Source organism: Bradyrhizobium sp. BEA-2-5, from assembly GCF_032918025.1.
GTDB classification, from domain to species: Bacteria; Pseudomonadota; Alphaproteobacteria; order Rhizobiales; family Xanthobacteraceae; genus Bradyrhizobium; species Bradyrhizobium pachyrhizi.
Genome location: NZ_CP136629.1, coordinates 1,522,738 through 1,536,021, shown reverse-complemented (window position 1 = coordinate 1,536,021; position 13,284 = coordinate 1,522,738). Strand labels below are relative to the sequence as shown.

Annotated in this window: 13 protein-coding genes and 1 pseudogene; 9 read left to right on the top strand and 5 right to left on the bottom strand. The window is 65.0% G+C overall.

Annotated features, from left to right (window positions below):
- Positions 1-217: 217 nt before the first annotated feature.
- Entirely contained in the window at positions 218-742 is a 525-nt protein-coding gene (locus RX327_RS07115; protein WP_317249866.1) for a DUF6101 family protein, read from the top strand.
- 347 nt (positions 743-1,089) lie between these two features.
- On the opposite strand, the gene ubiA is transcribed toward RX327_RS07115, so the two are convergent.
- A complete protein-coding gene (gene ubiA, locus RX327_RS07110) occupies positions 1,090-2,022 on the bottom strand; it encodes a 4-hydroxybenzoate octaprenyltransferase (protein ID WP_317249865.1) in 933 nt (310 codons plus the stop codon).
- Between the two features lie 10 nt (positions 2,023-2,032).
- Positions 2,033-2,765 (bottom strand): annotated as a pseudogene (locus RX327_RS07105) (hypothetical protein).
- Between the two features lie 447 nt (positions 2,766-3,212).
- On the opposite strand from RX327_RS07105, the gene RX327_RS07100 reads away from it, so the two are divergent.
- Entirely contained in the window at positions 3,213-3,965 is a 753-nt protein-coding gene (locus RX327_RS07100) for a 16S rRNA (uracil(1498)-N(3))-methyltransferase (protein WP_317249864.1), read from the top strand.
- A gap of 125 nt (positions 3,966-4,090) precedes the next feature.
- On the opposite strand, the gene RX327_RS07095 is transcribed toward RX327_RS07100, so the two are convergent.
- The gene (locus tag RX327_RS07095) at positions 4,091-4,393 is read right to left on the bottom strand and encodes a type II toxin-antitoxin system RelE/ParE family toxin (RefSeq protein WP_317249863.1); all 303 of its coding nucleotides are present in this window, start codon (positions 4,391-4,393) and stop codon (positions 4,091-4,093) included.
- A gap of 1 nt (position 4,394) precedes the next feature.
- The gene (locus tag RX327_RS07090; RefSeq protein WP_244481939.1) at positions 4,395-4,712 is read right to left on the bottom strand and encodes a type II toxin-antitoxin system ParD family antitoxin; all 318 of its coding nucleotides are present in this window, start codon (positions 4,710-4,712) and stop codon (positions 4,395-4,397) included.
- A 171-nt stretch (positions 4,713-4,883) separates the two neighbouring features.
- On the opposite strand from RX327_RS07090, the gene RX327_RS07085 reads away from it, so the two are divergent.
- The 5 genes from RX327_RS07085 (at position 4,884) to RX327_RS07065 (ending at position 10,135) form a co-directional block, all read left to right on the top strand.
- Positions 4,884-6,050, top strand: coding sequence for an ATP phosphoribosyltransferase regulatory subunit (locus RX327_RS07085; RefSeq protein WP_317249862.1), 1,167 nt, complete (start codon positions 4,884-4,886; stop codon positions 6,048-6,050).
- Complete coding sequence (gene hisG / locus RX327_RS07080; protein ID WP_317249861.1) at positions 6,047-7,024, top strand: ATP phosphoribosyltransferase; 978 nt, start codon at positions 6,047-6,049, stop codon at positions 7,022-7,024. The genes RX327_RS07085 and hisG overlap by 4 nt, the downstream gene beginning before the upstream one ends.
- Before the next feature lie 141 nt (positions 7,025-7,165).
- On the top strand, positions 7,166-8,212 hold the full coding sequence (locus tag RX327_RS07075; protein WP_317249860.1) for a glycosyltransferase family 2 protein: 1,047 nt from the start codon (positions 7,166-7,168) through the stop codon (positions 8,210-8,212).
- Entirely contained in the window at positions 8,209-9,054 is an 846-nt protein-coding gene (locus RX327_RS07070) for a ChbG/HpnK family deacetylase (RefSeq protein ID WP_317249858.1), read from the top strand. The genes RX327_RS07075 and RX327_RS07070 overlap by 4 nt, the downstream gene beginning before the upstream one ends.
- 205 nt (positions 9,055-9,259) lie before the next feature.
- Positions 9,260-10,135: a DUF2076 domain-containing protein gene (locus RX327_RS07065; RefSeq protein ID WP_317249857.1), complete on the top strand. Its 876-nt coding sequence runs from the start codon at positions 9,260-9,262 to the stop codon at positions 10,133-10,135.
- A 224-nt stretch (positions 10,136-10,359) separates the two neighbouring features.
- Here RX327_RS07065 and RX327_RS07060 read toward each other — a convergent pair whose 3' ends face one another.
- Positions 10,360-11,166: a L,D-transpeptidase gene (locus RX327_RS07060; protein ID WP_317249856.1), complete on the bottom strand. Its 807-nt coding sequence runs from the start codon at positions 11,164-11,166 to the stop codon at positions 10,360-10,362.
- A gap of 309 nt (positions 11,167-11,475) precedes the next feature.
- On the opposite strand from RX327_RS07060, the gene RX327_RS07055 reads away from it, so the two are divergent.
- On the top strand, positions 11,476-12,252 hold the full coding sequence (locus RX327_RS07055) for a protein phosphatase CheZ (protein ID WP_317249855.1): 777 nt from the start codon (positions 11,476-11,478) through the stop codon (positions 12,250-12,252).
- A 510-nt stretch (positions 12,253-12,762) separates the two neighbouring features.
- Positions 12,763-13,242, top strand: coding sequence for a hypothetical protein (locus RX327_RS07050; RefSeq protein ID WP_244481940.1), 480 nt, complete (start codon positions 12,763-12,765; stop codon positions 13,240-13,242).
- Positions 13,243-13,284: the final 42 nt, after the last annotated feature.

Sequence of the window (13,284 nt, the reverse complement as noted above, 5' to 3'; positions counted from 1 at the left end):
GTGCCGGTTTCACAGGGATTTCAAGCACTTTGCGCCGGCAGGCAACAAAGATTTGAGTGATCGGGGCAAGGCTTCGTCAATCATGCGGGCCAACCTCTTGTCAATCATGGCACGAGGTGAGGAGGGATTAACCAGGCTTTTTAAGGGGGAACGGACATCGCTCGGCTAGGCTCTCACCCAACGACCGGGAACAAAATCCCGGCGGGGAGACAGAGCTTTGAGGCGTCAAACACCAACAAGCGGAATCAATTCCGCCGGGTCGAGCTGCGCATTGCGGCTCGACCCTCTTTCCCTTCCGCTCAGCTTCCACGCGCAGGACGCGCGTGCGGATGGCGGCATGCGGCAGATCGAGCTTCATCGCGAGCGTGTCGTGCTGCGCCGTGCCGTCCGCGGCATGCAGATGGCGATCAACGTTCGCGTCAGCGACTTTCTCGGCGTCGCGGTGCGCGGCATCGACGACGCGCAGATGCTGGTGCTGGTTCACCGCGATCCCGCGCTCAGCATTCCGCTCGGCTCCAGTTCGGACGCCGAGGAGATCAGCTCCGCCTGGCAGATGTGGAGCGACATCTTCCGTCTCCCGCAACTGACCGAGCCGGCGCCGCGGACGCCCTCGCCGCGCCGCCGTCGCCGCAACGCGATCCGCGCGCGGAGACCCAAATTCCTGGTCCGCCGCCGCGCCGGTGTCAGCCGTAACGGCACCAGCGTACATCGCGGCGAACGCGAGATCATCGCGCGGGATTGAGTTCGGCGTTTCTTCGCACGCAGCTTGCCTCACAACGGTTGTCGTCCCTGCGAAAGCAGGGACCCATACGCCGCGGCTTTCGTTGTTGAAGGGACTCGTCGCTCCGGCATCGTCAACCAATAACCATTTGTGGTTATGGGTCCCTGCTTTCGCAGGGACGACGATGAGGATGGGTCTCGATTCATCGTCTCACACCACGCGGTGTCATCACCCGCGCATGCGTGATTTGTCGCACCTCTCGCCGTCATTTCGAGCTGCGTAGGATGGGTAGAGCGAAGCGAAACCCATCTCTTGTCCTGCGGCGAGAATGATGGGTATCGCTTCGCTCCACCCATCCTGCGAAGTCATCACGCCGCGCGCAGCACCGCGTCGACGACCAGGCTCGCGAACAGGATCAAGCCGGCGTCGCGGTTGGACTTGAAGATGCGCAGGCAGAGCGCGCCATCGCCGATGTCGAGCCGCCGGACCTGCCAGGCGAGATGCAACGCGAACGCCGCTAGCCCGATCCAGGCCGGCCACCGCGCCCCCGCGAGTGCGAACGCCACGCCGATCAAGAGCACGGCGAGACCATAGAAGATCACGAGCGCACGATGGGTGCGTGCACCGAACAGGCGCGCGGTGGATTTGACGCCGATCAGCGCATCATCCTCGGCGTCCTGATGGGCGTAGATGGTGTCGTAGGCGATCACCCAGGCGATCGATCCGGCGTAGAGCGCAATCGCGGTCGCATCGATGCGCTCGAGCGTCACCGCAAATCCCATCAGCGCGCCGTATGAGAAGGCGAGCCCGAGCACGATCTGCGGCCACCAGGTGATGCGCTTCATGAAGGGATAGATCGCGACGATCAGAAGCGAGGCGATGCCGGTCGCGATCGCGAAGCGGTTGAACTGCAGCAGCACCAGGAGGCCGATCAGCGCCTGCGCGACCATGAAGGCCAGCGCCTGCTTCGTGGTCACCTGCCCTGACGGCAACGGCCGCGAGCGCGTGCGCTCGACCTTGTCGTCGAGATCGCGGTCGGTGATGTCATTCCACGTGCAGCCCGCCCCGCGCATCACGAAGGCGCCGATGAAGAACAGCACGATGGTGAGCGGCAGGCCGCGGACGTCATGCGCCATGCCGGCGGCGAGCGCCGCCGACCACCAGCATGGCATCAAGAGAAGCCAGGAGCCGATCGGACGGTCGAAGCGCGCAAGCCGCAGATAGGGCCGCGTCCAGACCGGCGCATGGGTATCCACCCAGTTGCCTGTGGAGTTGGCAACGCGGGTGGAGACATCGCTCATGGGTGATCCATCAACGGGTCAGGACGTTGCCGTTGAGCGTATCGAAGGTGCTGCCGCCCTTCTTGCTCGGCGTCGCTTCCGGCAGCGAGGCGGACGAACCGAGCACGTCGCTCAAGGTCGGCCCAGCAGGCCCACGCGGCTGCGCCGCCGCCTGCTCCGCGACGTTGCAGACCTTCTTCAGCAGCGCTTCGGTATTCTTGTGCCCTGCCTTGAGCTGGTCGGCGATCTGCGGCGGAATTCCGCACTTCGCCGCGTTGGTGTCGACATATTTGATCATCTTGATCTCGGCCTGGCTGTAATTGCCGATCAGCTTGCAGGCCTCCTGGGGGCTGGCGTGGCGATCGCTCGCCGCCTTGATCGCCTTGCCGCGCTTCTCCGCATCCTCACGCAGCGGAGTGAAATTCTTCATGCAGGCGTCGCCGGCACCACCAGCTGCACCCGGCGGGGGCGGCGACGACAGCCCGCCACCGGCGATGGGGGCCGCGCCATTGCTCGGAAATGCCGAGGGCGTGGCACCGACCCTGGCCGCCGGCGCGGCCGTTGACCGGCGGGAATGCGGAATCGGAGGCGGTGCCGGCCTGGCTTGGACGCATGCCATTGACCGGCGGAAACGCGGGATCCGAGGCGGTGCCGGCCTTCCCTTGCTGATTGGGCAGCGGGGCCGGAAAGGCGCTCTGGGCGGCGGCCTGCCCCACGGACAGGGCGGTCGCGGCAACGGTCAGCACGATCAGTCGGCGGATCATCGAGGGTGTTTCTCCGGCAAAAGGTCCAGGCAACCCCAGCGCAACAAAAACGAAGCAACGAATTTTGGGGGCGTTTTACGATTCCTGTGAGGCCTTAACAACCCGTGGATTTGGGCGACAGCGCGGCGTAGGGCCACACCGGCCACATTAAATTGTTCCCCGATTCTAAGCCTTTAGGCTACGAACGGCGGTAAAATGGACCATCAAATTTGCCTGAACAGGATTTTCGGCAAGGCCCCGGTTTGGATTTATGGGCCCACGCCGCGGGCGACCGAAATGCAAAAGGGACCGCGTGCAAGCGGCCCCTTGGACTAAAGAAATGACTTGGTGACAGAAGCAATATATCGACGCTCAATATTACCTGGCTGGCGAGTTCCTGAGGAGTCCGCGGGATTACGGTGTCGCGCAGTTTGGTAAACTTGCCACACCGCAATGAAGCCGCCGGACATGCCTGGACTCGATTTCCGCAGCCCCCGCCTGTTTGTCGACGCCCCACTCGGCGCCGGCGCAACCGTTCCGCTCGAACGCGATCAGAGCAACTATCTCGGCAACGTGCTGCGGCTCGGCGCCGGCGACAGCGTGCTGGTGTTCAACGGGCGTGACGGCGAATGGCGCGCCGGGATTTCCGGCCGCAAGCGCCCCGACACGCTGACGGTCGCGGCACAGACCCGGCCCCAGGACCGACTGCCCGACCTCACTTACGTCTTCGCGCCGCTCAAGCATGCCCGGCTGGATTACATGGTGCAGAAGGCGATCGAGATGGGCGCCGCCGCCCTGCAGCCGGTCCTGACACGGTTCACCCAGGCCTCCCGGGTCAATACCGAGCGGATGCGCGCCAATGTGGTCGAGGCGGCCGAGCAATGCGGCATCATCTCGCTTGCCGAGGTCGCCGACCCCCTGCCCCTCGAACGTTTCCTGGCAGGCCGCGACCCGGCGCGGCTGCTGGTGTTTTGCGACGAGGCGGCCGAAGTCGAAAGCCCGGTGCAGGCGCTGGCGGCGGCAACGGCTGCGAATGCCGGGATCGATGTGCTGATCGGCCCCGAAGGCGGCTTCGCCGAGGAGGAACGGGCACTGCTGCTGCGGCAGCCCAAGATCCTGCGGCTGGCCCTCGGCCCCCGGATCATGCGAGCCGACACCGCCGCGGTGGCGGCCCTGGCGCTGGTGCAGGCCGCACTGGGGGACTGGAGAGGTAACGGCTAAAGCATGATCCGGAAAAGTGCGAAGCGGTTTTCCGAAAAGATCATGCTCAAACAAAGAGCTAAGGCGCGATGACGATTCAACCTAATCTCATCGCGCTTTAGCCGGAATGGCGGTCCGCAATCCGTCTATTCGCCGGACAAATCCAGCTCCCCAAGAGACCGCGCGGCATCGATGACGCGCATGATGCGCACGCCGCCTGGCATCATCTCGTACAGCACCAGCCAGCGCGAAATCACCAGCATCCTCGCACCATCGGCGATGTCGGGACGCGCCGGCCCCGATTTAGGGAATTGCGCCAACTGACCACACCGCGCTTCAATACGATCGATCCAATGGTCTGCCGTCGCGGGCCCCTTGTCGGATGCGATGAGAAGCCAGATTTCGGCGAGATCGCTCTGCGCGAGCCGGGAAAGGCGAACCTCTCCCAATTTACTTGCCCGCTGCCTTCAACCGGGCTCGCCCCTGCGCCTTGATCTCGGCAAAATCAGCCGGTCCAGCGTCGCCACTTGCCTGTCCCGCCGCCCAGGCATTGCGAAGGAACGCCAATCGCGCCTCTTCCGTCTGCTCCATGATCCGCAGCGCCTCCCGCACGACCTCGCTTGCCGAGGTGTAGCGGCCGCTCGCAACCTTGGTTTTGACGAACTCGCTCAGCTCATCGGTCAATGAGACGTTCATGTTCATGGTGGAACTCTCCCTACCCCAATTATGGGAGCGACCACAGACTTTAGCAATATTTGCCATCAGCATCGAACGTTCCGGTTTCGCCTAGCCAAGCCGTCGTAAAATCGTTAACGCACGCAATCATTAAGCCACTTGGCCGATCGCGGTCGAAACCCCGATCCGGCCATGGTAAGGGCTGCCCCGAACCACCCTTGGAACCCGCGCCGGAACCTGGTCCGGACCTAGTTGGACGTCGAGATGACCGAAGCTGCCGCACCACGATCCGCCGCCGGATCCGCCGTTTGGGCGGATGCGCTGCTGGCCTCGTTCGCGCAGGCCGGCTATCAAAGGTCCGAGCCGACCATCCTGCAACCGGCCGAGCCGTTCCTGGATCTCTCCGGCGAGGACATCCGCAAGAGCCTGTACCTCACCACGGACCTCTCCGGCGAGGAGCTCTGCCTGCGCCCGGACCTGACGATTCCCGTCGCGCGCGACTATCTCGCCTCGACCCGCGCCGGCCAGCCGGCCGGGTTCAGCTATCTCGGCCCGGTGTTTCGTTACCGTAGCGGGCAGGCCAGTGAATTCCTGCAAGCCGGCATCGAATCGTTCGGCCGCCAGGACCGCGCCGCGGCCGATGCCGAGATGTTGGCCCTGGCGCTGGAGGCGACCGCCGCCTTCGGCGTCCGCGATGTCGAGATCCGCACCGGCGACGTCGCGCTGTTCAATGCCCTGCTGGATGCACTCAACCTCTATCCGGTCTGGCGCCGCCGCCTGGTCAAGGATTTCAACCGCAAGGTCTCGCTGACCGACGACATCGAGCAGCTGACGCTCAAGACCGCACCGGGCCGCAACGAATATGAGGGCGTCCTGGCCGCCCTCGCCGGCTCCGACCGCAAGGCGGCACTCGCCTTCGTGACCGATCTGATGTCGATCGCCGGCACCACCAATGTCGGCGGGCGCACCACGGCCGAGATCGCCGATCGCTTCCTCGAGCAATCGACGCTGAAGGGCGGCGCGCTGCCGCGCGAGGCGATCGCGACCATCAAGCGCTTCCTGGCGATCGCGGGCGATCCCGACGACGCGGTCGCGCAGCTGCGCGCGCTCGCCGCCGACGCCAAGCTGAACCTTGCCGCCGCGATCGACCAGCTCGAGAGCCGGATCGGCTTCATGGCCGCGCGCGGCATCGACATCCGAAAGACCCGGTTCTCCACCGCGTTCGGACGCGGCCTCGACTATTACACCGGCTTCGAATTCGAGCTGCATCACCGGGGCAACGGCGCCGAGCCGCTGGTCGCCGGCGGCCGCTATGATGGACTGATGACCCAGCTGGGCTCGGCTGAACCTATTCCCGCGGTCGGCTTCTCGGTCTGGGTCGAGGCGATGACCCGGCATGGCCAGGCCACCTCCTTCGGAGCCGCCCAATGAGCACGCCCTTCGTCGTCGCCGTTCCCTCCAAGGGGCGGCTGCAGGAAAACGCCGAAAGCTTCTTCGCCCGCGCGGGTCTCAAGCTGTCGAAGGCCGGCGGCGCCCGCGACTACCGCGGCACGATCGCAGGTCTCGACAATGTCGAGGTCGCCTATCTCTCGGCGAGCGAGATCGCCTCGCAACTCGCCCGCGGCTTTGCGCATCTCGGCGTCACCGGCGAGGACCTGGTGCGCGAGAACATCGCCGATGCCGACAAGCGCGTGTCGCTGATCGAAGGGCTCGGCTTCGGCTATGCCGACGTCGTCGTCGCGGTGCCGCAGGCCTGGATCGACGTCCGCACCATGGCGGACCTCGACGATGTCACCACCGGCTTCCGCGAGCAGCACAATCACCGCATGCGGGTGGCGACCAAATACATCAATCTGACGCGCGGCTTCTTCGCCAAACACGGCGTCGGCGATTACCGCATCGTCGAAAGCGCAGGCGCGACCGAAGGCGCGCCGGCGGCCGGCAGCGCCGAGCTGATCGTCGACATCACCACCACGGGCGCAACGCTCGCCGCCAACGGCTTGCGGGTGCTCGACGACGGTATAATCCTGCGCAGCCAGGCCAATCTGGTGGCGTCGAAGGATGCCGACTGGTCGAAGGGCGCCCGCGAGACCGCGCGCGTGATCCTCGACCATATCGCGGCGCGCGCCCGTGCCAGCAAGTATCGCGAGGTCCGCACCCGCTTCGCCGGCTGCAATGATGCGCTGCTCTCCGAGGCGCATAACCGTTTCGGCGTGGTTGCCCCGTTCGGCGGTCCGACTTCGTCAGGCATGCTGACGCTGCACTGCCCACCGGGTCAGCTCTATGCGCTGGCGAGCTTCCTGCGCGAGCACGGCGCCGAGACCGTCTCGGTGGTCTCGCTGGACTACGTGTTCGATCGGGAGAACCCGCTGTTCGCCAAGCTCGAGGCGTTCCTCCGACAATGAGGCGGCCACGCCGTTCATGTTGGCGACAGCTACCCTGCGGTACCATATTGTGTTCGAGGGATCTCTCGTTTTGACGCGGTGTCTTCGTGCGAGGCGGAAGGCCACATCGCTCGAAAACGCTCTAGTTCTGGAACCTGACCGATGATGCTGGGCTCTGACGTTTCCAGCCTGACCACGACCGCCAAGACCGCCGCCGGGCAGGGTCTGTCGATCGTCGTGCCCGTCTACAACGAGGCGGCCGGGCTTGCGGCGCTGCACGAGCGGCTGATCAACCTCGCCAAGACGCTGCGCGCCCGCTACGGCCTCGCCTGCGAGGTGATCTATGTCGATGACGGCAGCGCCGACAACACGCTGATGATCGCGCGCAGCCTGCCCGCCGACGCGATCGACGTCCAGGTGGTGTCGCTGTCGCGCAATTTCGGCAAGGAGGCCGCGCTGATGGCGGGCCTCGACCATGCCCGGCTCGGCGCCGTCCTGTTCATGGACGGGGACGGCCAGCATCCGCCGGCACTGATCGAACAGCTGGTGCGGCACTGGATCGATGACGGCTATGACGTCGTCTACACCGCTAAGGCGCATCGCGACAACGAATCGGCCGCGCGGCGGCTGGCGGTGCACGGCTTCTACGCGCTGATCAATTGGGGCGCACGCCAGAAAATTCCCGAGGACGCCGGCGACTTCCGCCTGCTCTCGCCGCGCGCGGTCACCGCACTCAGGCAGTTGCCGGAACGCAACCGTTTCTTCAAAGGCCTCGCCAGCTGGATCGGCTTTCGCCAGATCCGCGTCGACTACGAGCCTGCGGCGCGCGCCCACGGCGTCACCACCTTCAACGCCGCAAGCCTGCTCGGCCTCTCGATCGAGGGCCTGACCTCGTTCTCGGTGGCACCGCTGCGCTTCGCCAGCCTGCTCGGCGTCATTCTCGCCGGCGGTGCCTTCCTGTTCGGCCTGTCGATCCTCTGGGAGGTGTTCACGACCGGCAAGCAGGTGCCCGGCTATCCCTCGCTCGTGATCGGCCTGATGACGATCGGCGGTGTGCAGCTCATCATGATCGGCATCGTCGGCGAATATATCGGCAAGATCCTGTCCGAGCTGAAGGCGCGCCCGATCTACTTCGTCGCCGAGCACAGCGAGAAGCACGCCGACGGCGGCGCGGCGCAAAATGCCTCCGAGCGGACCGCCGCGGAATGAACACCGATACGCCGCGCCGGATCTGGCTGTGTGCTGACGATTATGGCTTGAGCGACGGCGTCAACCGCGCGATCCGCGACCTGATCGAGCGCGGCCGCCTCAATGCGACGTCGGTGATGACCGTGACGCCGGCGATCGGCCGCGATGCGGCCAGCGCACTCACGGCATCGGTGGCGAGCAGCCCGCGCTGCACGATCGGATTGCACGTGACGCTGTCGGCGCCGTTCCGGCCGCTCACCATGCATTTCCGACCGCTCGACGGCGACATGTTCATGCCGTTTCCGCGGCTGCTGCGCGCCGGCCTGATGCATCGGCTCGACGCCGAACTGGTCCATGCCGAGGTGCTGGCGCAGCTCGACGCCTTCCACGATCTGTTCGGGCGCGCCCCCGACTTCGTCGACGGCCACCAGCATGTGCAGCTCTACCCGCAGGTGCGCGACGGCTTCGTGCGCGCCGTGAAGGAGCGCGCGCCCAACGCCTGGGTGCGGCAGTGCGGCCGCGAAGGCCCGCTGGCGCGCCAGCTGGCGGCGGCGCCGAAGGCGCTGGTGCTGAACGTGCTCAGCACGCAGTTCCGGATCAAGGCGCAGCGAGCAAGCCTGCGATTCAATCCGGCCTTCGCCGGCGCCTATGATTTTACGCGCGGCAATGATTTCGCGGCGCTGATGCAGGGCTTCCTCGACGGCATGCCGGAGGACGGGCTTGTGATGTGCCATCCCGGTTTCGTCGATGAAACGCTGAAGAGCCTCGACCCGCTGACGACGCAGCGCGAGACCGAGCATGCCTATCTTGCAGGCGACGATTTCCCCGCGCTGCTGGCCCTGAATAAAGTTACACTCGAATAAAGTTACACTTGCCTGACCCTTGTTTTTGACGCGTTTTCTTCACGCGAACCGGCCCCCCGCTTCGCTCGAAAACCCTCAAGGTTCACGAAAAGCCGCCGGTCGTATTGTCGCATACATAAATTTAATTCTGGCCCCCACTCCTTGCGCCACAAACCCCGTCCTACATCTCGGACGCGCCGATTCGATCGACGCGATGGAGAACGCCATGACACCGCAAGAACGCCAACTGATCGACGATCTCTTCGACCGGCTCGCCAAGCTGGAGAATGCCCCGCGCGACGGCGAGGCCATGTCCGCGATCATGCAGGGCCTGCGCAGCGCGCCGAATGCGGTCTACGCGCTGGTGCAGACCGCGCTGGTGCAGGACGAGGCGCTGAAGCGCGCCCATGACCGGATCCAGGAACTCGAGGCCGCGGTCGGCCAGCAGCAGGGAGCCCAGCAGCAGGGCGGCGGTTTCCTCGATTCGATGCGCGATGCGATCTTCGGCGGACAGGGCCAGCAGCACGGCTCGGTGCCGCCGGTGCGGGCGCCCGATATGGGCGGCCGCGATCCGGGCAGCCGCCCGGTCTGGAACTCGGGCCAGGCGATGCAGCAGGCCGGCGGCGGCTATGGCCAGCCTTACGGCCAGCCCGCGCAACCCTACGGCCAGGGCTATGGCGGCCCGCAGCCGCCGGCGTTCGGCGGCGCGCCGGGCGGCGGTGGCGGCTCGTTCCTCGGCACGGCGGCAGCGGCCGCAGCGGGCGTCGTCGGCGGCTCGCTGCTGCTCTCCAGCATCCGCGGCATGATGGGTGGCGGCAGCCACCAGTCGCTGGCCGATTCCGGCGGCCTCGGTGGCGGGTCGCGTCCTTGGGGCGGCGACCAGTCGTCAAGCGACCTCGCGCGTGACGCCGGGGTCAACGACATCGGCTCCAACCGCGATAGCGGCTCGCGCTCCGGCCTGTTCGACCAGGCGTCGAACAACAACAATGAGAACAACAACAACGACAACAACAACGACAACGACCACGATTCCGACGACTTCGATAATGATGACGATGACGGCGGCTTCGACGGCGGCGGAGACGACAGCAATTACGCGTAAGCGTCCCACCTGAAACACAGACGGCCGCTCTCATCGAGCGGCCGTTTTGATTCCGACGTCGTCCCGGCGCCGGCCGGGACCCATAACCACCGATCTCGATTGTTGCGCACGATCGGCAACCCACACCGCCTCGAGCCGAGAAGCCGCGGCGTATGGGTCCCGGCCTGCGCCGGGACGACGCAGATTTCGTAATCGTCGTACCCGCTTCGCGCTCGGCTACAACTTCACATTACCACGACCCTGGTGCCGACATTGACGCGGCCGTAGAGGTCGATGACGTCCTCGTTGCGCATACGGATGCAACCGGAGGAGACGTTGGTGCCGATGGTCCAGGGCTCGTTGGAGCCGTGAATGCGGTAGAGCGTCGAGCCGAGATACATCGCGCGGGCGCCGAGAGGATTTTCCGGACCGCCTTCCATGTGCCGGGGCAGATCGGGACGACGCGCGAGCATTTCCTTCGGCGGCGTCCAGTCCGGCCATTCGCGCTTGGCGGTGATCGATTTCACGCCGGACCAGGTGAAGCCGGGCCGGCCGACGCCAATGCCGTAGCGCATCGCCCTGCCGTTGCCCTCGACGAGATAGAGGAACTTGTTCGGCGTATCGACGACGATCGTGCCAGGACTTTCCTTGCCGTTATAGTCAACGAGCTGTTTCTCGAATCTGGGATCGAACGGACGCTGCCGCGGATCGCCCGCGGCCTCTTCCTGCTGCCGGAGCATCTGCTGCTGCGGATCCATCGGCGGCAGCTGACGGTTGCCGTAATAGCCCGGCTGCTGCTGATACATCGGCTGCGGCGAATAACCCTGCGACGACGGCGCATCGCCGAACAGGAATTCGATGAAGCCGCCGCCCATGTTGGGGCGCTGCGGCTGCACGTAGGCGGTGCGCATCGGCGGCTGCGGAGCGCCCTGATTGGCATAGATGACGGCGGGCCCGGCGGGCGCTGCCGCGTCGATCGCCATGGCGTGATGGGGAACGGCAATAAGAGAAGACGCGCCGGCGAGCAGCGCAAGCGTGGTTTTCCTGAACATCGACGTACTCTGTACTGGTTTCGTCGTGACGTGATGCGCGCGGCGCCGACTTTGCGCCGTTGCACGTGGTCAATAAGCAATGAAAACCGCATCGGTTTGGTAAACGGAGCGGCCGTTTCGATTCACCACATCGGCAATGGAGCGCGGTTTTCCCCGACAGCGTTTATTTTGCGTGAACGGCGCGGCGACATGGTTAATCGCCGGTATCGCCGCGTTTGCGCGCTATCCGCGCCAACAGTTCCGGCGTGAACCTGACGTTAAATCCGCTCTGTCTAGAACGGACTTCAGTGAAGGGGCGGGAATGAAATCATGTCAGTGAAGCGCAAGCGTTTTCGTGTCGAGCAGGCGATGGGCGAGGTGGTGATGCCGGAGCCGGATGTTTCCAGCGGCGCCGATCTCGGTCCGATGCATCGCGAGATCATGGCCGAGCTTCGCTCGATCCGCGCCCAGATGGCCGCCGCACCGGCACAGCGCACCGGCGACAGCGTCGATGCCGCGGTCGCCCGCGAAGTCGCCGAGACCCACGCACTGCTCGATACCTACCGGGCACAGATCGAGCAGTGCGAGAAGCTGAAGGTCGAGCTCGACCTCATCCACGATGCCATCGATCGCACCAAGCGCGAGATCGCGACGCTGCACGGCAAGAGCTTCGACGGCGGCGAGATGGCCAAGGTCAATGGCGAGCTCGGCGCGGTGGTCGGCGGCACCGAGCAGGCGACCCAGCAGATCCTCGAAGCGGTGGAGGCGATCGACCAGGCCGCAACCGCGCTGGCCAACAACGTCACGCCCGACCAGCAAAAGCGGCTCAGCGAAGATATTCAGGAGCGCGTGGTCTCGATCTTCGAAGCCTGCAACTTCCAGGACCTGACCGGCCAGCGCATCAGCAAGGTCATGACCACGATGAAGTTCATCGAGCAGCACATCAATGCGATGATGGACATCTGGGGCGGCGTCGACGCCATCAAGGCGCACGTCCCGGCGATCGTCGACACCCGCGAGGGCGATGCCCGCCTGCTCAACGGCCCGAAGCTCGCCGGGGACGTCGGCCATGCCTCGCAGGACGACATCGACGCACTGTTCGACTGAGCGATCGCATCGGCAGAATACAAAACGCCGGCCCTCAGGCCGGCGTTTTTGTTTGAGCCATGGGCCAGCGCTCGCAGCGAGTCACCAGAGATAGACGAACCAACCAAATTGCGGCCACCACATGCAGTTTGTGCCAATTGCGACAATTGGAAAGTTACTGGCAGCTTTGGCATCGCTGACGCATACTGTGCGTGAGGGGAAATTGTCATGCGTATGCCGGGGGCCAACACTGGGTGCCGGTTGCATGGGACTTCCGGAGTAAATCCGGTCGTCCCCGCGCGGGGCTTGCACGTCCACTCATCACACAATCGCAGGTTCGCAGCCATTCGCTGTGCGTATCCAACGAGGGCGGACTGCCATCTTTCGCACGCTGCCGAAGCGCGAGGCCGCCTTTTGCAGCTGTGACGATCAGCGGCGGATCTCTTTCATTCGCGCTGATCGCGTACGCCTTGTTATCAGATCACTGATTTTGGGGGGAGCCACTGGAGTACTCAACACCGGAGATTGAACATGACGCAAGGAATTGTCAGGAATACTGCAATTGCGCTCTCGACTTTCGTTTGTGCGACACTGTTCTCCGTCACCTGGTCTGAGCAGGGCGGCATTTCGGCTTCGGTCGAAAGCGCCCAGGCGCGTGTGGGCCGACCGCTGACGCCCGTGAGCGTCGCGGGCGTTGCGCGTCGTCAAACCCGGCGCGCCGCCTACGGATACGGGGTTGGCGCGGGCGTCGCCGCTACGGCAGCTGTCGCTGCGGCTGCCGCTACTGCGCCGGCCTATTCCGGCTGGGGCACAAACGATTGGACCAATTCGTATGCCGCCCAGACGGATCCCTACTTTGGCCAGCCCTACTATCCGGCACGAGCCTACCAAAGGATCAGCCCGTATTACGGCTATGCCGGATGGACGGAGTACAAGGCAGCCAATGGTATCGGCTGCGAGCCTGGCACGATGACCAAGATGGCTGACGGCCGCATGTACGTCTGTCAGTGAAACCGGCGCAACGCCACCGCAAGAGGGCGGCTCAACGAGCCG

Bases quoted from the DNA above. Each gene is read 5' to 3' on its own strand.
- hisG (WP_317249861.1), top strand. From the start codon at position 6,047: ATGAGCACGCCCTTCGTCGTCGCCGTTCCCTCCAAGGGGCGGCTGCAG.
- RX327_RS07060 (WP_317249856.1), bottom strand. From the start codon at position 11,166: ATGTTCAGGAAAACCACGCTTGCGCTGCTCGCCGGCGCGTCTTCTCTT.
- RX327_RS07050 (WP_244481940.1), top strand. From the start codon at position 12,763: ATGACGCAAGGAATTGTCAGGAATACTGCAATTGCGCTCTCGACTTTC.
- RX327_RS07090 (WP_244481939.1), bottom strand. From the start codon at position 4,712: ATGCTGATGGCAAATATTGCTAAAGTCTGTGGTCGCTCCCATAATTGG.
- RX327_RS07065 (WP_317249857.1), top strand. From the start codon at position 9,260: ATGACACCGCAAGAACGCCAACTGATCGACGATCTCTTCGACCGGCTC.
- RX327_RS07070 (WP_317249858.1), top strand. From the start codon at position 8,209: ATGAACACCGATACGCCGCGCCGGATCTGGCTGTGTGCTGACGATTAT.
- RX327_RS07075 (WP_317249860.1), top strand. From the start codon at position 7,166: ATGATGCTGGGCTCTGACGTTTCCAGCCTGACCACGACCGCCAAGACC.
- ubiA (WP_317249865.1), bottom strand. From the start codon at position 2,022: ATGAGCGATGTCTCCACCCGCGTTGCCAACTCCACAGGCAACTGGGTG.
- RX327_RS07100 (WP_317249864.1), top strand. From the start codon at position 3,213: ATGCCTGGACTCGATTTCCGCAGCCCCCGCCTGTTTGTCGACGCCCCA.
- RX327_RS07085 (WP_317249862.1), top strand. From the start codon at position 4,884: ATGACCGAAGCTGCCGCACCACGATCCGCCGCCGGATCCGCCGTTTGG.
- RX327_RS07055 (WP_317249855.1), top strand. From the start codon at position 11,476: ATGTCAGTGAAGCGCAAGCGTTTTCGTGTCGAGCAGGCGATGGGCGAG.